20 protein-coding genes and 1 riboswitch are annotated in these 19,920 nt (G+C 64.3%); of the genes, 16 read left to right on the top strand and 4 right to left on the bottom strand.

Annotated features, from left to right (window positions below; translation table 11 throughout):
- Positions 1-61: 61 nt before the first annotated feature.
- From fabG1 to HBA99_RS13665, 3 genes are all read left to right on the top strand, one after another.
- Positions 62-808: a 3-oxoacyl-ACP reductase FabG1 gene (gene fabG1 / locus HBA99_RS13675; protein WP_030093446.1), complete on the top strand. Its 747-nt coding sequence runs from the start codon at positions 62-64 to the stop codon at positions 806-808.
- A 71-nt stretch (positions 809-879) separates the two neighbouring features.
- Positions 880-1,689, top strand: a complete 810-nt coding sequence (inhA, locus tag HBA99_RS13670) for an NADH-dependent enoyl-ACP reductase InhA (RefSeq protein ID WP_030093445.1) — start codon at positions 880-882, stop codon at positions 1,687-1,689.
- Between the two features lie 10 nt (positions 1,690-1,699).
- Positions 1,700-2,722 (top strand): ferrochelatase, encoded by a 1,023-nt coding sequence (locus HBA99_RS13665; protein ID WP_070952562.1) that lies wholly within the window; start codon positions 1,700-1,702, stop codon positions 2,720-2,722.
- Here HBA99_RS13665 and HBA99_RS13660 read toward each other — a convergent pair.
- The gene (locus HBA99_RS13660) at positions 2,719-3,546 is read right to left on the bottom strand and encodes a hypothetical protein (protein WP_070952561.1); all 828 of its coding nucleotides are present in this window, start codon (positions 3,544-3,546) and stop codon (positions 2,719-2,721) included. The genes HBA99_RS13665 and HBA99_RS13660 overlap by 4 nt on opposite strands.
- 65 nt (positions 3,547-3,611) lie before the next feature.
- Between HBA99_RS13660 and HBA99_RS13655 the strand changes: the two genes are divergently transcribed.
- From HBA99_RS13655 to HBA99_RS13625, 8 genes are all read left to right on the top strand, one after another.
- Positions 3,612-4,037: an NfeD family protein gene (locus tag HBA99_RS13655; RefSeq protein WP_070952560.1), complete on the top strand. Its 426-nt coding sequence runs from the start codon at positions 3,612-3,614 to the stop codon at positions 4,035-4,037.
- Positions 4,038-4,067: 30 nt separating this feature from the next.
- Positions 4,068-5,222: an SPFH domain-containing protein gene (locus HBA99_RS13650; protein ID WP_030093441.1), complete on the top strand. Its 1,155-nt coding sequence runs from the start codon at positions 4,068-4,070 to the stop codon at positions 5,220-5,222.
- A gap of 61 nt (positions 5,223-5,283) precedes the next feature.
- Positions 5,284-5,452: riboswitch (M-box (ykoK) riboswitch) on the top strand.
- A gap of 232 nt (positions 5,453-5,684) precedes the next feature.
- Positions 5,685-5,822 (top strand): hypothetical protein, encoded by a 138-nt coding sequence (locus HBA99_RS13645; RefSeq protein ID WP_044103922.1) that lies wholly within the window; start codon positions 5,685-5,687, stop codon positions 5,820-5,822.
- Positions 5,823-5,959: 137 nt separating this feature from the next.
- A complete protein-coding gene (locus HBA99_RS13640) occupies positions 5,960-7,264 on the top strand; it encodes a magnesium transporter MgtE N-terminal domain-containing protein (protein WP_070952559.1) in 1,305 nt (434 codons plus the stop codon).
- Positions 7,261-8,982: an Nramp family divalent metal transporter gene (locus HBA99_RS13635; protein WP_070952558.1), complete on the top strand. Its 1,722-nt coding sequence runs from the start codon at positions 7,261-7,263 to the stop codon at positions 8,980-8,982. Before HBA99_RS13640 ends, HBA99_RS13635 begins: the two co-directional genes overlap by 4 nt.
- A gap of 86 nt (positions 8,983-9,068) precedes the next feature.
- Positions 9,069-9,200 carry a hypothetical protein gene (locus HBA99_RS24940; RefSeq protein WP_256364546.1) on the top strand — a complete coding sequence of 44 codons (132 nt, stop codon included), beginning with the start codon at positions 9,069-9,071 and terminating at the stop codon, positions 9,198-9,200.
- Positions 9,201-9,253: 53 nt separating this feature from the next.
- On the top strand, positions 9,254-9,622 hold the full coding sequence (locus tag HBA99_RS13630; protein ID WP_030093438.1) for a DoxX family protein: 369 nt from the start codon (positions 9,254-9,256) through the stop codon (positions 9,620-9,622).
- Positions 9,619-9,993, top strand: coding sequence for a DoxX family protein (locus HBA99_RS13625; protein WP_070952557.1), 375 nt, complete (start codon positions 9,619-9,621; stop codon positions 9,991-9,993). Before HBA99_RS13630 ends, HBA99_RS13625 begins: the two co-directional genes overlap by 4 nt.
- Here HBA99_RS13625 and HBA99_RS13620 read toward each other — a convergent pair.
- Positions 9,990-10,721 (bottom strand): TVP38/TMEM64 family protein, encoded by a 732-nt coding sequence (locus HBA99_RS13620; protein ID WP_030093436.1) that lies wholly within the window; start codon positions 10,719-10,721, stop codon positions 9,990-9,992. The two genes, HBA99_RS13625 and HBA99_RS13620, sit on opposite strands and share 4 nt — an antisense overlap.
- Before the next feature lie 180 nt (positions 10,722-10,901).
- Here HBA99_RS13620 and mutA point away from each other — a divergent pair, with 180 nt between their 5' ends.
- From mutA to HBA99_RS13600, 4 genes are read left to right on the top strand one after another with little or no spacing between them, the layout of a single operon-like run.
- Positions 10,902-12,728, top strand: a complete 1,827-nt coding sequence (gene mutA, locus HBA99_RS13615; RefSeq protein ID WP_057969076.1) for a methylmalonyl-CoA mutase small subunit — start codon at positions 10,902-10,904, stop codon at positions 12,726-12,728.
- 1 nt (position 12,729) lies between these two features.
- Positions 12,730-15,009: a methylmalonyl-CoA mutase gene (gene scpA, locus HBA99_RS13610; RefSeq protein ID WP_030093434.1), complete on the top strand. Its 2,280-nt coding sequence runs from the start codon at positions 12,730-12,732 to the stop codon at positions 15,007-15,009.
- On the top strand, positions 15,010-15,969 hold the full coding sequence (gene meaB, locus HBA99_RS13605; protein WP_057965894.1) for a methylmalonyl Co-A mutase-associated GTPase MeaB: 960 nt from the start codon (positions 15,010-15,012) through the stop codon (positions 15,967-15,969). It abuts the gene before it with no gap.
- Positions 15,970-15,990: 21 nt separating this feature from the next.
- Positions 15,991-16,539 carry an exonuclease domain-containing protein gene (locus tag HBA99_RS13600; RefSeq protein WP_030093432.1) on the top strand — a complete coding sequence of 183 codons (549 nt, stop codon included), beginning with the start codon at positions 15,991-15,993 and terminating at the stop codon, positions 16,537-16,539.
- Here HBA99_RS13600 and HBA99_RS13595 read toward each other — a convergent pair.
- Both HBA99_RS13595 and HBA99_RS13590 read right to left on the bottom strand, forming a co-directional pair.
- Positions 16,528-17,580 (bottom strand): putative nucleotidyltransferase substrate binding domain-containing protein, encoded by a 1,053-nt coding sequence (locus tag HBA99_RS13595; RefSeq protein ID WP_057965893.1) that lies wholly within the window; start codon positions 17,578-17,580, stop codon positions 16,528-16,530. The two genes, HBA99_RS13600 and HBA99_RS13595, sit on opposite strands and share 12 nt — an antisense overlap.
- Before the next feature lie 15 nt (positions 17,581-17,595).
- Complete coding sequence (locus HBA99_RS13590) at positions 17,596-18,468, bottom strand: LysR family transcriptional regulator (protein WP_057965892.1); 873 nt, start codon at positions 18,466-18,468, stop codon at positions 17,596-17,598.
- A gap of 91 nt (positions 18,469-18,559) precedes the next feature.
- Between HBA99_RS13590 and HBA99_RS13585 the strand changes: the two genes are divergently transcribed.
- The gene (locus HBA99_RS13585) at positions 18,560-19,816 is read left to right on the top strand and encodes an MFS transporter (RefSeq protein WP_057965891.1); all 1,257 of its coding nucleotides are present in this window, start codon (positions 18,560-18,562) and stop codon (positions 19,814-19,816) included.
- The last annotated feature ends 104 nt before the right edge of the window (positions 19,817-19,920 follow it).

Here is a 19,920-nt window from a genome sequence, read left to right as displayed (position 1 = left end):
CGGCGGCTCGTTTGGGCCAGTCGTTTAGGAAGAAGTCTAAGAAGACGATAAGTTGGGTGCCATGTCTGATGCTCTCGGCGCTAGCGTCGCCCGTCCCGACTTTGTCTCTCGTTCTGTGCTGGTTACCGGTGGCAACCGGGGTATCGGACTTGCGATCGCGCAACGTCTTGCCGCTGACGGGCACAAGGTGGCGGTGACCCATCGTGGATCCGGGGTGCCGGAGGGCTTGTTCGGGGTGGAGTGCGATGTCACCGACAACGACGCCGTCGACCGGGCTTTCAAAGAGGTCGAGGAGCACCAGGGGCCTGTCGAGGTGCTGGTATCCAACGCGGGCATTGCGCAGGACGCATTTTTGATGCGCATGACCGAGGAGAAGTTCGAGAAGGTCATCAACGCCAACCTGACCGGAGCGTTCCGGGTGGCCCAGCGGGCGTCGCGCACGATGCAGCGCAAGCGCTTCGGCCGGATGATCTTCATCGGTTCGGTTTCCGGCACGTGGGGAATCGGTAACCAGGCCAACTACGCGGCCTCCAAGGCCGGTGTCATCGGCTTGGCGCGCTCGATCGCTCGGGAGCTCTCCAAGGCGGGCGTCACCGCCAACGTGGTCGCCCCTGGTTTCATCGACACCGAGATGACGCGCGCGCTCGACGAAAGGGTCCAGGAGGGCGCACTGGAATTCATCCCGGCGAAGCGAGTGGGCACTGCCGCTGAGGTCGCCGGGGTGGTCAGCTTCCTGGCGTCCGAGGATGCCAGTTACATCTCCGGTGCAGTCATCCCGGTTGATGGCGGCATGGGCATGGGCCATTAGAAGGACGTTTCGGACATCGATCAGTGTGGCCGCGCGACGAGCGTGGGCATCGCAATTACCTAAGGAGAATCGTGGCAGGACTACTTGAGGGCAAGCGGATCCTGGTGACGGGCATCATCACCGATTCGTCGATCGCGTTCCACATCGCGAAGGTCGCGCAGGAGCAGGGCGCACAGCTGGTGCTCACCGGATTCGACCGGTTGCGTCTCATCGAGCGCATCACCCAGCGCCTGCCCGAGCCCGCGCCGCTGCTGGAGCTCAATGTGCAGGATGAGAAGCACCTGGACAGCCTTGCCGAGCGGGTCACCGAGGTGATCGGAGAGGGCAACAAGCTGGACGGCGTGGTGCACTCCATCGGTTTCATGCCGCAGACCGGCATGGGGCTGAACCCGTTCTTCGAGGCTCCGTTCGAGGATGTGGCCAAGGGATTTCACATCTCGGCGTTCTCGTATGCCTCGCTGGCCAAGGCTGTGCTGCCCATCATGAACCCGGGCGGCAGCATCGTAGGCATGGACTTCGACCCGACCCGCGCGATGCCGTTCTACAACTGGATGACCGTGGCCAAGAGCGCACTGGAATCGGTAAACCGGTTCGTCGCGCGTGAGGCCGGTGCGGCCGGTATTCGCTCGAATCTGGTTGCCGCCGGTCCCATCCGGACGCTGGCCATGAGCGCGATCGTCGGCGGTGCGCTGGGCGAGGAGGCCGGCCAGCAGATGAGTGTGCTCGAGGATGGCTGGGACCAGCGTGCTCCGATCGGCTGGGACATGAAGGACCCGACACCGGTCGCCAAGACCGTGTGTGCCCTGCTCTCAGACTGGCTGCCCGCCACCACCGGCGACATCATCTTTGCTGACGGCGGCGCGCACACCCAGCTGCTCTAGGGACACACCCATGCTTTTTGACGCGGTGCTTCTGCTGTCCTTCGGGGGGCCTGAGGGGCCGCAGGAGGTTCGGCCGTTTCTGGAAAACGTCACCCGCGGTCGCGGCGTTCCGCCGGAACGTCTCGACGAGGTGGCCGAGCATTACTACCATTTCGGCGGTGTCTCACCGATCAATGGCATCAATCGTGCCCTGATCGCTGAGATCTCGCGCCAGCTGGAACTGAGCGGACGCCCACTGCCGGTGTTCTTCGGCAACCGCAACTGGCACCCCATGGTGGAAGAAACCGTTGCCGACATGCGCGACAAAGGCGTTCGGCGGGCAGCGGTCTTCACGACCTCTGCCTGGGGCGGTTACTCGGGATGCACCCAATACGTAGAAGACATTGCGCGCGCCCGGGCGGCGGTGGGCGATGGAGCACCCGAGCTGGTCAAGCTTCGTCAGTATTTCGACCACCCCGCGTTGGTGCAGCTGTACGCAGAAGGGGTGACCGCCGCGGTGTCGGGGATGCGGGAGGCACCCCGGCTGGTGTTCACCGCGCATTCCATCCCCATCGCTGCCGACCAGCGGCACGGCCCCGACTTGTACAGCCGACAGGTGCGCTACCTTGCCGAGCTGGTTGCCGAGGCGGCCGGCTACCAGGATTACGATGTGGTGTGGCAGTCTCGCTCCGGCCCACCCCAGGTGCCGTGGCTCGAACCCGACATCGTCGATCATCTTGCAGCACTGAAAGATCGGGGCATTCGCTCCGTCGTGGTATCGCCCATCGGGTTTGTCTCGGACCATCTGGAGGTGGTGTGGGACTTGGACAACGAGGCGCGTGAGTATGCGGCCGAACATGACATCGAATTCGTGCGTGCGGCGACACCGGGTGCGGACGAGCGATTCGCGCGGATGGCGGTCGACTTGATCGCAGAGGTTGCGGACGGCACGCCGCCGCGGCGTGTGGCCGGAGCGAACCCGGTCCCCGGATGCGGGTTCAGCGTGAATGGCGCCCCGTGTTCACCGCTGCACTGCGGTCGCCAGGATGTTTAACGCGCGCCTTCGATGATGGCGGCTGCGGCTGCCATCCGCGCCTCACGCACCAGGATCACGAGGGGGCGCAGCACATCGGCGACCGCGCCGTCATCGAGGGCGCCGGGCAACTCCATGACCTCGGCCGCCGCGGTAGCTATGGCCTCGACCTGGTTGGCCGAATCCAGGACGCGCACCGCCCGGTGTGGCGCGTAGTCTGGCAGGCGATGCCCGCGTAGCGTGGAAAGCACCTCTTCGACCAGGGCGCGGGGGTCGGCATCCGCGGTGTCCACGACCCTGTCGAGGCGGTTGAGTGTTGCTGTGGCGGTCCGGACTGCCTGGCGTAGTTGATATTCGGCTTCCCCAAGATCTGGTCCGGCTTGCGCTGGGATTCGCGCGGGGAGCGAATACACGGTCCAGGATAGGCCAACGGTCTCATCGCGATCCTCGTCATACTCCACAGCGGGAACCAATCCTATTGCTGTGGAGTTGTTTTGGCGGTCGCTGAGCACAATAGCCTCGCTGGCCTCCATCGCGTCACGTTGGAACTGGGTATGGGCGGGCAGCCCGCGCGGGTCGCCGGGAGCGGGCAGGATCACATGGATATCGGGGACACCGTGTGGCTGGCCGGTGGCGGTACGGACCGTCTGGAGTAGGCCGATAGGGCCGTTGTCGTCCATATCAGGCCACGAAAGTCCCGTGTGACCGGCGGCGACAGCGTCGTATGCGGTGACCAAATGTCTTGGCGCCCAAGCGATAAGAGCATCAATGACGTCGTCGGGAGCCGCGCGGCCAGCCAGCCACGCGCTTGCCCACACCGCCAGGGACACACTCGGATTCGCCATAGTGCTCGCAGTCTAAGGCCCCGTATCCGCCCCCACCAGTTGCCCACGCGGTCTAATGTGGAGCCATGCCGATTGTGTGGCTTGTCGCAGGCATCCTGCTTGCGGCCGCCGAGCTGATGACAGGGGACATGTTCCTGTTGATGCTCGGCGGTTCGGCCCTGGTCACGGCCGGTGCGGGCTGGGTGTTTGACATGCCGCTGTGGGCCGAGGGCCTGGTCTTCGTCATCAGTGCGGTCATTCTGCTGGTCGGCGTGCGGCCTGCTCTGCGTAAGCGGCTGACGGCAGGCCCGATTCTGCACACCAACGTCAAGGCGTTGGAGGGTAAGAGCGCCATTGTGATTGAACCGGTCGATGACGTCCATGGGCTGGTCCGGCTCGGTGGCGAGATGTGGTCCGCGCGCAGCCTGGAGAAGTCTGGCCGATTCGAGCAGGGTGAGACGGTGACGGTTGTTCAAATCGACGGCGCAACGGCGGTTGTCGAGAAGATCTAGCGCAAGAATTCCAGTGACAGGAGTACGGGTATGGGAGTAGCTGCCGGAGCCTTTGTGCTCATCGTCTTGATCATCCTGGGCGTCACTATCGTGCTGAAGTCCGTGGCACTCGTCCCGCAGGCAGAAGCAGCGGTGATCGAGCGCCTGGGGCGGTATTCGAAGACCGTGAGCGGGCAGTTGACCATTCTGGTGCCGTTCGTCGATCGCATCCGGGCGAAGGTTGATCTGCGTGAGCGGGTGGTGTCCTTCCCGCCCCAACCGGTGATCACCGAGGACAACCTGACGGTGAACATCGACACCGTTGTTTACTTCCAGGTCACCAACCCGCAGGCCGCGGTGTACGAGATCAGCAACTACATCGTCGGTGTGGAACAGCTCACCACCACCACGCTGCGCAATGTGGTCGGTGGCATGACGCTGGAGCAGACGCTGACCTCACGCGATCAGATCAACGGCCAGCTGCGTGGCGTGCTCGACGAGGCCACCGGACGCTGGGGCCTGCGCGTCGCACGCGTCGAGTTGCGATCCATCGACCCGCCGCCTTCGGTGCAGGAGTCGATGGAAAAGCAGATGAAGGCCGACCGCGAGAAGCGCGCCATGATCCTGTCGGCCGAAGGTGCCAGGCAGGCCGCGATTCTGTCGGCGGAGGGGCAGAAGCAGGCCCAGATCCTTGCCGCCGAAGGCTCGCGCCAGTCGGCCATCCTGGCCGCTGAGGGTGAACGCCAATCCCGCATCCTGCGTGCCGAGGGCGAGCGTGCCGCTCAGTATCTGCAAGCCCAGGGCCAGGCCAAGGCCATCGAAAAGGTTTTTGCCGCAGTGAAATCCGGTAAGCCCACTCCGGAGTTGTTGGCATACCAGTACTTACAGACATTGCCGAAGATGGCTCAGGGTGAAGCCAACAAGGTGTGGCTCATTCCCAGTGACTTCGGTTCGGCATTACAGGGATTCACCAAACTGCTGGGTGCTCCCGGCAGCGACGGAGTGTTCCGCTACGAGCCTTCCCCGGCCGATGAGTCGACCGAGCGCCCCGAGGATGACGCCACCGAGGTCGCCGGATGGTTCGAGACAAAGACCACTCCGGAAGTCGCTGCGGCAGTTGCCGCGGCGCAATCCGCGGCCCAGGAAATCGGGGCAGCGGACCCCGCGATCGATCCCGCCAACCGTCACGGACTGCCGGGGGCGTGAGACCGGCACGGGCGCAGTCTGCTTGACAAGGTGATTCCTCCGGCCCATCATGGGTAGCGGTTCAGCACCTTGCTAGGTGAGGCTCCTACGTGAATACAGGCCACTGATCTGACGACGTCGAGAGACGCCCAAGGTTAGGACAGGTCTTCCCGGACTAAGGGATGACCCGAAGTGGCTTCCGCGAGCGGACACGTCACGTAGTGCCGAAGCCCTGACGAGAGGGGTGCATACCGGACGCCCTGAGTGTTCGGTGATTTCCTCTTGTGGTCGCTGTTCCCCACAGCAGGCGCCCGCGTGCGCCCCGACGGCAAGGAGGTGAGGCACAACCGTGATATCCGGTGACAGTCCGCATAGACAACAGCTGCCGCATACCTTGCTGCTCATTCGAGGCTGAATCCTCGCTCTAGCCAACGTGTTTGACGTTCGCGTTCAGGTATGCGGCTTCCCAAAAGGAGTCCGATCATGAACACCACATTCAACGCAGTACGCCGGCTGTGGACACGTAACCGGCTGACCCCGCAAGAGCGCGCCAACCTCCAACTGGCGTACTCACCGCTGGCGGTTGTCTCGGCGTCTCTTGGGGCGCACCCACCGCGGTAACCCCGAGGGGCATCGCCATAGGGTCCACGCACAGCCGATTCACAGTGCGTGGACATTCGGAATTCATTCGAGGCCAATACGCTTCGGCCGCCCGCTGGGCGGACGAAGCGTATTGGTCCAATCGCTGAGGAGTCGGCATGTCTACTTCGAGTAATGCGGCTGTGCCGCGGGTGATCCAATTTTCGGACCTATTGAAGGCCCCGGTAGTCGCACGTTCCGGTGACACAGTAGGCCGATTGGAAGACGTCATCGTTCGGTTCCGTGGGGCAGATGAGTACCCGATCGTCACCGGCTACGTCGTCGACATGGGTGGACGCAGGGTCTTCGTCTCCTCAGACGCGGTTTCCGCTGTGGCGCCTGCACGAATTGAATTGAGTAAGAACAAAGTTGATCTACGCGGCTTTGAACGTCGTGGCGGGGAATACCTGCTCGACGAGGACGTACTCGATCACCGGTTTATCGATGTGGAGAATGCCGAACTGGTGCATGCCTACGATATCGAGCTGGTGGAATCGCCGGAAGGGTGGATTCTTGCTCGACTCGATACACGGCGTCCGGCAAGGTTTTTCGGCCTGATCAAGGCCGGGGCCGGCCAGGCCGGTAGGGACTGGAAGGCCTTTGAGCCGATGATCGGTCACGGCGGTTCCCTGCTGGCACGCCGCGTCGGCGGGAGAGTGAACACCCTCAAACCCGCCGAAATCGCCGACCTACTCGAGGATGCCACCAAGGAAGAGGGCGGCGAGATCCTCGACCGGGTCCGCGACAACCCCGAACTCGAAGCCGATGTATTCGAGGAACTCGACTCCGATAAGGCCAGCAAGCTGTTCCAGGACATGCCCGATGCCGAGGTCGCCGCTCTCCTTGGCAGGATGCGTGCCGATGACGCGGCGGATGCGATCTTCGATCTGCGCCAGTCGCGTCGCCGGGCTGTTTTGGAGCTGATGCCGGGTCCACAACGCACCAAGGTGGTCACGTTGATGGGCTTCAGCCCTGAGTCGGCCGGTGGTCTGATGAACGTCGATATTGTTTCGTGCGTGCTCGGCAGCAGCGCCGTTGATGCGCTTACTGCGATCTCTGAGGCGAAATCCCTACAGCCCGAGGCGCTTCTGAAAGTGCACGTGATCGCCGATAACGGTGAATTGGTGGGTGTCGTGTCGGTGATCCGGCTGCTGCAGGCCGATCGTGACGTCCCCGTGGAATCGATCATGGACGATGATCCGGTGCGGGTCTCCCCGGAGGCCGACCTCACCGATGTCGCGCTGTTGATGGCCGACTACAACCTGGCTTTGATTCCCGTTGTCGATGAGGCAGACACGGTGCTTGGCGTGGTCACCTATGACGATGTGCTGGCCGCGTTGATCCCCGAGGATTGGCGTCGCCGTGAACCGGCTCCGCGTCCGGTGCGCCAGATCGCTTCGAGCCCAGACGGAGTCAGCCCATGAGCGACAAGGGAATGGTCGACGCGACGTTGGGAAACTCGGAGAACTTCGTGGCGGGGAGACCCGGAGTCGCCACGGTGCAGCCGAAGAGCGCGGTGCTTGACTCAGCGCATCTGGGCGACATCGAGGGCGCTTTCGGCAAGATCAGTGTGAGTGATCCAGGCCAGGCGCGGACCTTCAAGACCCGGATGGCCACCATGGCTGCGATCCTGGGGCCGGGCATCATCGTCATGGTCGGCGACAACGACGCCGGCGGTGTGGCGACGTACGCCCAGGCCGGTCAGAGTTATGGATACAGCTTGTTGTGGGTGCTTCTGCTGCTCATCCCGGTTCTCATCGTCAACCAAGAGATGGTGGTTCGGCTCGGCGCGGTGACCGGAGTCGGACACGCGAGGTTGATCAACGAACGGTTCGGCCGTGGTTGGGGCTGGTTCTCCGTGGGGGACTTGTTCATCCTGAACTTTCTGACCCTCGTTACTGAATTCATCGGTGTGGCACTGGCCTCCGAGTACCTGGGAGTGCCCAAGTACTACACAGTGCCCGTTGCCGCGATCGCGCTGATTCTCATCATGGCCACCGGGAGCTTCCGCCGTTGGGAGCGCGCCATGTTCGTGTTCATTGTGATCACGCTGCTGCAGATCCCCATGTTCTTGATGTCGGATCCGCAGTGGGGAAGGGCAGCACACGATTTCGTGGTGCCAGGAATCGAAGGCGGAATCAGTTCGGGTGCGGTACTGCTGATCATCGCCATGGTGGGCACCACCGTGGCGCCATGGCAGCTGTTCTTCCAGCAGTCGAACATCGTGGACAAGCGCATCACTTCGCGGTTCATCGGATATGAACGTGCTGACACCGTTATCGGCTCACTCGTGGTGGTGATAGGTGCGGCCGCGTTGCTGATGACGGCCGACTACGCAGCCCGCGTCACCGGGAACTCGGGCCCGGACAAATGGGGCGACGGTGGCGACGCGGGACTGATCGCGGGCTGGTTGGGACAGGCTCAGCCATTGCTGGGCAAGATCTTTGCCATCGTCCTGCTGGATGCGTCGATCATCGGCGCGGCGGCGGTCACCCTGGCGACCAGTTACGCGTTCGGCGACACCTTCGGGCTCAAGCACTCACTGCACCGGAGCTTCAAGGACGCCAAGCCGTTCTACTTGTCCTACACCGTGATGGTCGGAGTGGGGGCCGCCATCGTGCTGATCCCGCACGCCCCGCTCGGGCTGATGACCACCGCGGTGCAAGCCCTGGCCGGCCTGCTGCTGCCCAGTGCGAGCGTGTTCCTGTTGTTGTTGTGCAATGACAAGGCGGTGCTGGGTCCGTGGGTCAACAAGGCGTGGCTCAACATCGTGGCTGGGCTCATCGTCGGTGTGCTGCTGTTCCTTTCCGGCATCTTGATGGCCACCACCCTTTTCCCGGACCTGGACGTCGTGCAGGTTGCCGGTGACCTCGGGGTAGGAGTCGCGGTCCTCGGGGTGCTGATTGGGGTTGGTCTGTGGTGGGCCTCGGGTAGGCACGGCGTCGATCCGGCGGTGGTAGTGATGAACAAGGCCCTCGAAGGCGTGGACGCCCGGACCTGGCGTATGCCTCCGCTGGCCCTACTGGAACCGGTCACGTGGAGTCCGGCGACGAAGCTGGGCATGCTCGCCCTTCGGGGATACCTGGTTGTCGGTGCCATCCTGTTGGTGGTGAAGGCAATTCAACTTGCGCACGGAAGTTGAGTGTCTGCTGGGGTAACGCGTAATGAAATCGTTGGGAAGACGCGGTCGCGCTGGATTCTGTCGGCGCGACCGCGTCCAATGAAGACATGAGTATTCGCGCGTTGCGACTTTTCCTGGAGCGCCATCGGTTGACCCCGCAGGAGCGCGCCAACATGCAGCTGGCCCATTCGCCCCTGGCAGTTATCTCGGCGTCCCTCGGAGCGCACGCACCGCACTAGCCGGAATCGGCCGACCAATCGACTACCCGATGTTGTGGTGGTTGACTGGAGCAATGAGCAACGACGCTTTCGTATCTCCCCGAGTCTTGGCTTTGCTGGGTGCCTTTCAGGCGATCGACGCCGCGCTGTGCGTCCAGCCTGTTCCCTATGTAGCCAAATGCCTAGATGACGTGCATTATCCACAGCAAAACCGTTGGATCTTCGCGCCGATCAAGGCCGCGTCCGCGATAGGCCTGTTGGGTGGAGTCCGTTTTCCGGGGCTTGCCAAGCTGACGCTGGTGCTGCTCACCATCTACTTCAGTCTGGCAGTGGGCGCGCATCTGCGGGTGCGCGATATCGGTGTCAATGCGCTATCAGCCTCGACCTTGCTGGCCACCTACGGTGTGCTGGCAGCCAGGGGATTGGCGGCGAAATCGTCATGACAGAACGGCGTTTGGCGACACCGACGGTACTGACCGCGTTGGCGGTCATGCAGGCTGCCGATGCCGCGGCATGCGTCCGTCCGATCAAACCGATCAAGGATGCGCTGGAGAAAGTGGGTTTGCCACAACGGATCTGGTGGGTTCTGCCGGTCGTCAAGTTGGCTTCGGCCGTGGGGCTTCTCGGCGGTATCCGGTGGACGGCATTGGGTCGGCTGACCGCGTTCATACTCACCGTCTACTTCACGCTGGCGGTCGGCGCACACATCCGTGCGCACGACCAGGCATTCCGCGCATTGCCCGCGGCAAGCCTGCTGGTGTGGTTCGCCGTTCTCGCGGGCAAAGGGTTCCAGGCGCGCGAGTCCGCGGTTTAGCCGCCGACCCGTTCGGGTTCATCCGAGGCCTCGGGCGTGGCGATTTCGGTGTGCGTGCGCTTGTAGCGCCGGATCTCGTACAAGATGCCCAGCACGCCGATCACCGACGTGGCCAAAGAAACCATGAAGAGCGTGCCGCTGATGTGCCCGGTGAGTGCATCACCGAGTACGACGACGGCAAGGGTGCCCGGAAGCAGGCCGATGAACGTGGCCAGCGTGTACGGCAATACCCGCACCGCGGAGGCGCCGGCTGCGTAGTTGAGCACCGAGAACGGCACGGCCGGGATGAGCCGCATGGACATCACGGCGATCCACCCGCGACGGCGTAGTTGATCGTCGACGTTCTTCACGCCGGGACGGTGATGCAGCGTGCTGAGCTTCCACCCCAGCGCCCGCACACCCCACAGCGCGAGCACCGCGCTCGCGGTGCTCGCGACGACGGCCAGGAGTACGCCGAGCTGCGTGCCGAAAAGCAAGCCGGCGGCCAGGGTGAAGGCAGTGCGTGGGAACGGCAGCACCGTCACGATGGTGTGTGCGGCGAGGAAGGCCAGTGGGAACCAGGGGCCGAGCTCACGGGCCCAGTCCCGCATCTGCAGGGCGGTCGGCAGCGGAAGAAACAGCACGGCCGCGGCCACGATGAGAACGGCCACACCGGTCCATAGCAGCTGCCGCGGCGGAATCCGTCGCGCCGCCGCGACGGACGCGCCCCAGACCTGCCGGAATCCCATGGTCGTCAGCCTACGGAGGTCGGATGAACGAACGGGACAGGACACGGGTGCCGCGATGGCCGTGCCCCCGTACTGGGCAGTAGTCGATGGCGTCATTTAGCCTGATGAATAAGTGTGATAAGCATTTCGGCATGGAGTGCCATATGTGTCGCTCGACGACGAGCAGCAGGGAGCAGTTTCGTGACTGTTGAGGTACCCGAGATCAGGCATGACTTCGCACGGTGGCAGAAGAACGTCGCCGGGGTATTGGCCAAGTCGACGCGCAAGGCTGTCGAGGATCTGCCCGCCGATCCCGAGCGACTGCTCGACTCGCCAACGTACGACGGGATTGCGATCCGTCCGTTGTACACGGCGCTCGATGAGCTTCCCGAGTCGTCCTTGCCCGGACAATGGCCATTTGCCCGGGGTGGTGATCCGCAACGCGATGTGAACAGTGGATGGAAGGTCGCCGAGCGTTTCGACGGTGCCGCTGCCGATGCGGCGCTCCTGAATGAGGCCATTCTCGACGCCCTGGGGCAGGGCACCAGCGCCGTCGTCCTGGCCGGTCTTGCGCCCGAGGCTGTGGGGCGCGCGTTGCAGGACGTATACCTCGATCTGGCTCCGATCCAGGTGGAGGCCGGTGCCGAGCTGATCGGGGTAGCCGAGGCGATCTTCGCGGTGCTGGATGCTTACGAGGGAAATGCCGCCGGTGTTGTGGTGGACCTTGGCGCCGATCCGCTGGGGGATACGTTCACCGGCCGTTCGGGCGTCGCGATCGACGACGCGGTGGCGTTGGCCAGGCGCGCGGTCGCGCGGACCGGGCAGATCCGCGCCATCACCGCAGACGGCACCATCGCCCACGAACTCGGCGCCAGCGACAGCCAGGAACTCGCGGTCGCGATAGCCGCCGGGGTTGCCTACCTGCGGCTATTGCAGAACGCGGGCCTGGGAATTGCGGAAGCATTGCGGCAGATCAGTTTCCGCTTCGCTGCGACCGATGATCAGTTCCTGTCGATCGCAAAATTCCGTGCCGCCCGAGTGCTCTGGGCGCGGGTGGCTGAGGTCGCCGGCGCGCCCGAGGCCGGCGGAGCTCTCATGCACGCGGTGACTTCAGAGCCGATGATGGCCCAGCGTGATCCGTGGGTGAACATGCTGCGCACCACCTTGGCCGCTTTCGGCGCCGGAGTAGGTGGCGCGGACAGCGTGCGGGTACGCCAATTCGACGACGCGATCGTCGGTGGACTGGATTCGGTATCCCCGGCGTTCTCCGCGCGAATCGCCCGAAACACGCAGCTCCTGCTCATCGAGGAGTCCCATGTCGGCCGGGTGCTCGACCCCGGTGGCGGCTCCTGGTACATCGAGGACCTCACGGAAACCCTTGCGCAGCAGGCATGGTCGCTGTTCACCGAGATCGAGGGCGCCGGGGGATTCCAGGCGGCCGCCGAACTGATTCGGGAACGCATCGCCGCAACGCGCGCCCAGCGTGCCGACGACATCGCTCATCGGCGTACCTCGGTGACCGGAGTGAACGAATTCCCGAACCTGTCGGAAGCGCCGCTGCCACCACATGCCGCGGTGGGTTACCGGTACGCCGCCGAATTCGAGGCCCTTCGTGATCGCTCCGACGCAGCCCTGGCCGCGTCGGGCGCGCGTCCGGCCGCGCTGCTGATTCCGCTGGGTCCGCTGGCAGAGCACAACGTGCGCACCACCTTCGCCTCGAACCTGTTGGCCTCAGGCGGTATCGAGGCCGTCAATCCCGGTGTACTCGACGCCGGATCCGTCGCGGGTGCCGTGGCGGATGCGGGAGCGCGCATCGCGGTGATCTGTGGGACCGACGCCCGCTACGCCGCTGAGGCGGGTGCGGTTGTCGATGCGGCCAGGGCGGCGGGGATCACCGACGTCTACCTTGCGGGACCCGAGAAGTCCGTCGCGGAGGTCGCGCAGACGTCACGACCCGATGGCTATCTGACCATGAAAATCAATGCTGTCGAAGCGCTTTCAGCCATATTGACCAAGTTGGGGGCGTGACATGACTGACCTCACGGATCTTTCGGTATCCGACACCACCCTGGGCAGTTTCGCTGATATACCGCTGCACGGTGACCGTGCGCCGGTCGCGCCGGACGCTGCCGCCGTCGCGGCCGCGGTGAGTACCGCCGCCGGCGCTCACGGGTACACGCCCGAGCAACTCGACTGGGAGACGCCCGAGGCCATCACCGTCAAGCCCATCTATACCGCCGCAGACCGAGATGCCGTGCGGGAGCAGGGGTACCCACTGGATACCTTCCCGGGGCAGGTGCCGTTTCTGCGCGGGCCGTACCCGACGATGTACGTCAATCAGCCGTGGACCATCCGCCAGTACGCGGGCTTCTCCACGGCCGCCGAATCCAACGCCTTCTACCGCCGCAACCTGGCCGCGGGCCAGAAGGGCCTATCGGTGGCCTTCGACCTGGCGACCCACCGCGGATACGACTCGGATCATCCGCGAGTACAGGGCGACGTCGGCATGGCCGGTGTGGCCATCGATTCCATCCTGGATATGCGTCAGTTGTTCGACGGGATCGACCTGGGGTCGGTATCGGTGTCGATGACCATGAATGGCGCGGTGCTTCCGATTCTGGCGCTGTACGTGGTGGCCGCCGAGGAACAGGGTGTCAGTCCCCAGCAGCTGGCCGGGACCATCCAGAACGACATCCTCAAAGAGTTCATGGTCCGCAACACCTACATTTATCCGCCGAAGCCGTCGATGCGGATCATCTCGGACATCTTCTCCTACACCAGCGCCAAGATGCCGAAGTTCAACTCGATCTCCATTTCCGGCTATCACATCCAAGAGGCCGGTGCCACAGCCGATCTCGAACTGGCGTATACCCTGGCCGATGGCGTCGAGTACATCAAGGCGGGGCTGGAGGGCGGCCTGGACATCGATGTGTTCGCGCCGCGTCTGTCCTTCTTCTGGGCCATTGGCATGAACTTCTTCATGGAGGTGGCCAAGCTGAGGGCCGGGCGTCTGCTGTGGAGCGAGCTGGTGGCGCAGTTCGATCCGAAGAGCGCCAAATCGCAGTCTCTGCGTACGCATTCGCAGACTTCCGGCTGGTCGCTGACCGCGCAGGATGTGTTCAACAATGTCGCCCGCACCTGCATCGAGGCGATGGCCGCCACCCAAGGGCACACCCAGTCGCTGCACACCAACGCCCTGGACGAGGCGTTGGCGCTGCCCACCGACTTCTCGGCACGTATCGCACGCAACACCCAGCTGCTCATCCAGCAGGAGTCGGGCACGTGTCGTCCGATCGACCCATGGGGTGGCTCGTACTACGTGGAGTGGCTGACCCATCAGCTCGCTTCCCGTGCGCGCGAGCACATCCGGGAGGTCACCGAAGCCGGTGGGATGGCGCAGGCCATCGATCAGGGCATCCCGAAGCTGCGCATCGAGGAGGCCGCCGCACGTACTCAGGCACGCATTGACTCGGGCCGTCAGCCGGTGATCGGCGTCAACAAGTACCAGGTGGTCGAGGATCAGCAGATCGAGGTGCTGAAGGTCGAGAACTCGCGGGTGCGCGCCGAACAGCTGGCCAAATTGCAGCAGTTGCGTGCCGAGCGTGATAACGACGCGGTGCAGCGTGCACTTGATGAACTGACCAGGGCCGCGGCTGATTCCAGCCGTGCCGGGGAAGACGGATTGGGCAACAACTTGATGGCGCTGGCCATCGACGCCGCTCGCCACAAGGCGACGGTCGGGGAGATCTCCGACGCGCTGGAGAAGGTCTACGGGCGCCATCAAGCCGAAATCCGTACCATCAGCGGCGTATACCGCGACGAGGTGGGAAGGGATGGCGCCGTCAACAGCGTGACGCAAGCGACCGAGCTCGTGCAAAAGTTCGCCGACGCCGATGGTCGCCGGCCGCGTGTGCTGGTCGCCAAGATGGGCCAGGATGGGCACGACCGTGGGCAGAAGGTGATCGCAACGGCCTTCGCCGATATCGGTTTCGACGTGGACGTGGGCCCGCTGTTCCAGACGCCGGAGGAAGTCGCACGCCAGGCCGCCGACAACGACGTGCACGTGGTCGGGGTGTCCTCGCTGGCCGCGGGGCACTTGACTCTGGTGCCGGCGCTGCGCGAGGCCTTGGCAGAGGTGGGCCGCCCCGACATCATGATCGTCGTCGGCGGTGTCATCCCGCCCGGTGATTTCGATGAGCTGTACGCGGCGGGTGCCGCGGCCATCTTCCCCCCAGGGACCGTCATCGCTGAGGCCGCGATTGGGCTGTTGCACAAGCTGGCTGAACGACTCGGATACAAGCTCGCGTAAATGGACCTGAGCAACGCGATCCGTTCGGGTGATCGTTCTGCGCTCGCGAAAGCCATCACGCTGGTGGAGTCGACGCGCCCGGATCACCGAGCGCAGGCTCAGCAGTTACTGCTGGACATCTCGCCCGATGCGGGAGAAGCACTACGGGTCGGTATCACCGGTGTGCCCGGGGTGGGCAAGTCGACCACCATCGAGGCCCTCGGCATGTATCTCATCGAGCAGGGGCACCGGGTGGCGGTGCTGGCGGTCGATCCGTCATCCACTCGCACCGGAGGATCGATCCTCGGTGACAAGACCCGGATGGGGCGGCTCTCCGTACATCCCGATGCGTACATCCGTCCCTCTCCCACCTCAGGAACGCTGGGCGGGGTCGCCAAGGCGACCCGTGAGACGGTGGTGCTGCTGGAGGTGGCCGGGTTCGACGTCATTCTCATTGAGACCGTCGGTGTCGGACAGTCCGAGGTCACCGTCGCGAACATGGTTGACACCTTTGTGTTCCTGACGTTGGCACGCACCGGAGATCAGCTGCAGGGCATCAAAAAGGGTGTCCTGGAGCTCGCCGATATCGTGGTGGTGAACAAGGCCGATGGCGCCCATGCCATCGAGGCCCAGAAGGCCGCACGGGAATTGTCGGGTGCCCTACGCTTGATCTATCCGCATGACACCCTCTGGCGCCCACCGGTTCTCACCATGAGCGCATTGGAGAACAGCGGGGTGTCCGAGATGTGGGAGACCGTCTTGCGGCACCGCGAGGTATTGACGGAGGCGGGGGAGTTCGGCGCCAAACGCCGTCGTCAGCAAGTCGAATGGATGTGGGCGATGGTGCGTGACGCGGTGCTGGATCGGGTGCTCAACGCGCCGGATGTGAAGGCGGCGCGGGCGGATATCGAACAGCAAGTGCGCGAGGGAACCTTGACGCCCGCCCTGGCGGCCGAGCAATTGCTCAAGCTCAGCTCGTAGTCGCGCGCGAGAGGATGTTCCGTGGCCCTGGTCTTTCTCGATACCGAGACCACTGGGCTGCACCGTGAGCGCGAGCCATGGGAAATAGCGATCATTCGCCGTACCGATGCCGGGCAGCGGCAGCTGCACCTGTGCGTGGACGTTCAGGATCTGGATTTGGAATCGGCGGATCCGGCCGGCCTTGAGATCAGCGGTTTCCACAAACGTCATCCGCAGGTGCGTCTGCGCCCGCTGCAGTTCCCGCGCGTCTTCCGTGCCGCTGAGGCAGCGTCGCTCGTCGGGGAATGGACGGCGGGAGCCACGATCGTCGGGGTGATACCTCAATTCGACGCCGAGTGTCTGACGCGAATGTTCTTGGCACACGGGGTTCACCCGGCGTGGAATCCGGATCTTGTCGATGTTGTCGCAGTGACGGCGGCCCGGATCCGTGAACGCGGATTGATACCGGACGCCGACTATTCGAACCTATCGCTGCAATTCGGGGTCAGAACGCCGAGTGCCGGTCAGCGGCACACGGCCCTGGGCGATGCTCGCTGGGCCATGCGCTGGTACGACCGGTTATCGGAATGAGGACGTCGAGGACAGGTAGATGAGCTTGCGCCGGATGCCGGCGATCTCGCGCGCCACGGAGCGCAGCACCGCGCGTTCCTGTGGGGCAAGGGAGGCCAGTGACACGGTGTCGGACAGCTGCCGTCCGTCCTGCCAGGCTGCGGCCCGGGACCGCCACCGAAATCGCAGCAGCCACGTGAAGCAATCCCGCAGCGTCGAGGCATCGTCGGAGTCCAAGACCTTGGCCGCTGAGGCGGCGTCGAGGCGATCCGGTGTCGCGAGGGCGTCCGATCCGGCGGCCAAAGCCGCCCAGCGGGCGATCTTCACCACGGGATCGATCGCGGCGACCTTGAGGTCGACAGCATCGGACTGCGTGGCGAATATCCGCAATCGCGAGGGGAAACCGGCGCGGACGGCCACCGCGTCCTGAAGCATGGCAAGCCGGATGGCGTAGTGCCGCTGTGCACAGCGGACGTTCTCACTGCGAAGTGCGTTGTCGGACAACAATGATCCCGAGTCAACCCCGCGAGAGTCGGCCATCAGTCCCGCCATCACGACACCCCGGTCCTCGGGCGGGTTGGCGCACCAACGTTCGATTCCCTCGAACCAGTTGGCCTTGCGGCGGCAGAATCGGCCGCGACTTGCCAGGACTCCGTTGGCATCGCTGCCGATGTCTGCACGTTCGAGCATGGCGTGGACCTGAGCGGCCGTCTCCATGAGGTACGTCTTGCCGTCAGCGTCAACCTCGTCGTCGACGACAAGCAGCGTCTCTACATCGGAACCGGGTGCCGCCTCGCCCCGGGCCACGCTTCCCGAGACGAACCAGGCCCAGCCCGGATTCACACCGTTGGTGACGAGTCGTGCCGACGCGTGGATGCTATGCCGCAACGCTTCCGACCACGCTGCAGCCAGCGCTGCTTCCGGTGTACGCGCACGCACTTCGCGTGCCACCGCCGCCCGGACCGCGGTCACGGCCGCATAGAACTGTGCCTCGTCGGCGGCGATATCGATCTGCGTTATGGCCAGGGCGATCCCGTTCTCGGGCGGCACGTCGGCAGACATGGGGATGATTGTTACCTAGGTCGAGGCGATGGCGTGGGATATGAAATCTCGTACCGGGCGCGAAAGAGGCTGCCCGGAGCTCCAGATGATGCCGACGTCCCGGTGTGCGTCGGCATCCACGAGGCGCAACATCCTGAGATCGGGTGGGTAGGTGGTGGCATCGACGGGGAGCACCGTGATGCCCAGGCCCGCCGCCACCAGGCCCGCGACGGTGGTGAGATTGCTCGATTCGAGCACTATGCGCGGCTGGAATTGTGCGGCAGCACAAAGCTCTTCGAGAAGACGGCGCATGCCGTACCCGGGATGCATCCCGATGAAAGGCTCGTCGGCCAGATCGATCATCGATACGTCTTCGGCTTGTGCCAGCCGGTGATCCGTCGGTACGGCCACTCCCAGGCGCTGCCGGAAGAGGTTGCGCCATGCAAGATTTGTACGGCGAGGACGCGGCGAAACAATCGCGACGTCGAGATCGCCGTTCGCGACAAGGTCATCAAGGCTGCCTGCGGCGCCCTGCTCCAGCACGAAGCGCACGTGTGGCGACGTCGCGGCGAAGCCGGCAATCAGCCGGGCGACGAGCGTGGGGCCAAAGGTGTGCAGGAATCCGAGCCGGATCTCACCTTCGGCGGGGTTGGCGAGGTCGTTGATGGTTCGGCGGGCGGAGTCCAGTTCCATCTGGGCGCGCCTGGCGTGCTGATAGAAGATCCGTCCCGACGGGTTCAGCGTAAGCCGCTTGCCGTGCCGGTCGAACAGTTGAGCGCCAAGCCGTCGCTCCAATCTGGCCAGCATCCGGGTGAGCGTGGGCTGGGCGATCTGCAGTTGCTCGGCGGCGGCGGTGACGTTTTGTCGTTCGGCGAGTGTGATGTACCACTCGTAGTCGCCGTCGGCCACGCTGCCACCTCCTTATATGCGCAAATTGAATTATAGATCGTCACATCGCTCATTTCCGTGATATGCCTGGTCGGGAGGAGCATTTCCTGTCATGGCGATGGCTCCAAGTACCGAGCACCCCCCGGCGATCAGCGCCGCCGATCCCATACCCCACGAGACGGGCACCGCCGGATATCGGCGTCTGACGGGCGCCCTCTTCGCCGCCGGGCTTGCGACCTTCGCCGCTCTCTACGGCACGCAGGCGGTACTCCCGGCGCTCTCTGCAGATTTCGGTGTCAGTCCCGCCGCCGCCGCGCTGACGGTCTCGGTGACCACCGGAATGCTCGCGCTGTCGATCATTCCGGCAAGCGCGCTCTCGGAGCGGTACGGGCGTACCCGGGTGATGCTGGTCTCGGCAATCGCGACGACGATCATTGGGCTACTGCTCCCGGCCAGTCCCACGTTCGCGGTGCTGTTGATCGGCCGTGCCGCCGAAGGTGCAGCACTGGCGGGGATTCCGGCTGTCGCGATGGCGTTCCTCGCCGAAGAAGTACATCCGGGCTCACTGGGTTCGGCGATGGGCAGATACATTGCCGGCACGACGGTCGGCGGACTTTCCGGACGGCTCGTGGCCTCCTCGTTGCTCGATGTGAGTAATTGGCGGATCGCCTTACTGGGCAGTGGCGCAATGACTTTGGTATGCACAGTGTTGTTCGCGGTGCTGCTGCCGAAGTCCCAGTTCTTTGTGCCCAAGCGGGTGCGGGTCGGCACCACGATGCGGGTCCTGGGCGTGCACCTGCGAAACCCGGTCCTGCTCATCATGTTCGGGTTGGCATTTGTGCTGATGGGCGGGTTCGTCACCGTGTACAACTACCTGGGCTATCGGCTGGTCGCCCCGCCGTTCGGTTTACCCACGGCCATTGCCGGTCTGTTGTTTCTGCTGTACCTGGCGGGAACGGTGTCCTCGGCGATGGCCGGGCGGCTGGCAGACCGTCGCGGCCGCGGCCTGGTGCTGATCTCGGCGGTGGCCATCACGGCGGTGGGGCTCGCACTGACCATCCCGGACTCGCTCATCACGGTGATCATCGGCGTGGGGGTGTTTACCGCCGGATTCTTCGCCGCGCATACCGTCGCGAGTGGCTGGGTTGGCGCCGTCGCGCAGCGTGACCGGGCGGAGGCGTCCGCGCTGTACCTATTCAGTTACTACCTGGGCAGCTCGGTGGCAGGCGCAGCGGGCGGATTGGCGTATCAGACCGGCGGGTGGGCGCTGACGGTGCTCTTCGTGAGCGCCCTCCTGGCGATTGCCCTGGTCCTGGCCGCCGTGATGATGCTCCGAAACCGGTTTGGCCATATCAACGCACCCGAATAGAATTGCCCTACAGACATCGATCCGGCCATCACCGGGGAGTCTCCGGAAGAAAGGCTCCGTGCGCAGCACGGATCGCCGAGTAGAGCCGGACGGGTAGGCCCGTC

Origin of the sequence: Mycobacteroides chelonae (genome assembly GCF_016767715.1) — a bacterium.
In the GTDB taxonomy this organism is placed as follows: domain Bacteria; phylum Actinomycetota; class Actinomycetes; order Mycobacteriales; family Mycobacteriaceae; genus Mycobacterium; species Mycobacterium gwanakae.
This window is presented reverse-complemented; position numbering and strand designations above follow the sequence as displayed.

What these genes read in the sequence shown, in the direction of transcription:
- HBA99_RS13640 (WP_070952559.1), top strand. Translation starts at nt 5,960, where the DNA reads ATGTCTACTTCGAGTAATGCGGCTGTGCCGCGGGTGATCCAATTTTCG.
- fabG1 (WP_030093446.1), top strand. Translation starts at nt 62, where the DNA reads ATGTCTGATGCTCTCGGCGCTAGCGTCGCCCGTCCCGACTTTGTCTCT.
- HBA99_RS13645 (WP_044103922.1), top strand. Translation starts at nt 5,685, where the DNA reads ATGAACACCACATTCAACGCAGTACGCCGGCTGTGGACACGTAACCGG.
- HBA99_RS13655 (WP_070952560.1), top strand. Translation starts at nt 3,612, where the DNA reads ATGCCGATTGTGTGGCTTGTCGCAGGCATCCTGCTTGCGGCCGCCGAG.
- HBA99_RS24940 (WP_256364546.1), top strand. Translation starts at nt 9,069, where the DNA reads ATGAGTATTCGCGCGTTGCGACTTTTCCTGGAGCGCCATCGGTTGACC.
- HBA99_RS13635 (WP_070952558.1), top strand. Translation starts at nt 7,261, where the DNA reads ATGAGCGACAAGGGAATGGTCGACGCGACGTTGGGAAACTCGGAGAAC.
- HBA99_RS13665 (WP_070952562.1), top strand. Translation starts at nt 1,700, where the DNA reads ATGCTTTTTGACGCGGTGCTTCTGCTGTCCTTCGGGGGGCCTGAGGGG.
- HBA99_RS13630 (WP_030093438.1), top strand. Translation starts at nt 9,254, where the DNA reads ATGAGCAACGACGCTTTCGTATCTCCCCGAGTCTTGGCTTTGCTGGGT.
- HBA99_RS13595 (WP_057965893.1), bottom strand. Translation starts at nt 17,580, where the DNA reads ATGTCTGCCGACGTGCCGCCCGAGAACGGGATCGCCCTGGCCATAACG.
- HBA99_RS13625 (WP_070952557.1), top strand. Translation starts at nt 9,619, where the DNA reads ATGACAGAACGGCGTTTGGCGACACCGACGGTACTGACCGCGTTGGCG.
- HBA99_RS13620 (WP_030093436.1), bottom strand. Translation starts at nt 10,721, where the DNA reads ATGGGATTCCGGCAGGTCTGGGGCGCGTCCGTCGCGGCGGCGCGACGG.
- HBA99_RS13585 (WP_057965891.1), top strand. Translation starts at nt 18,560, where the DNA reads ATGGCGATGGCTCCAAGTACCGAGCACCCCCCGGCGATCAGCGCCGCC.
- scpA (WP_030093434.1), top strand. Translation starts at nt 12,730, where the DNA reads ATGACTGACCTCACGGATCTTTCGGTATCCGACACCACCCTGGGCAGT.
- meaB (WP_057965894.1), top strand. Translation starts at nt 15,010, where the DNA reads ATGGACCTGAGCAACGCGATCCGTTCGGGTGATCGTTCTGCGCTCGCG.
- HBA99_RS13650 (WP_030093441.1), top strand. Translation starts at nt 4,068, where the DNA reads ATGGGAGTAGCTGCCGGAGCCTTTGTGCTCATCGTCTTGATCATCCTG.
- HBA99_RS13660 (WP_070952561.1), bottom strand. Translation starts at nt 3,546, where the DNA reads ATGGCGAATCCGAGTGTGTCCCTGGCGGTGTGGGCAAGCGCGTGGCTG.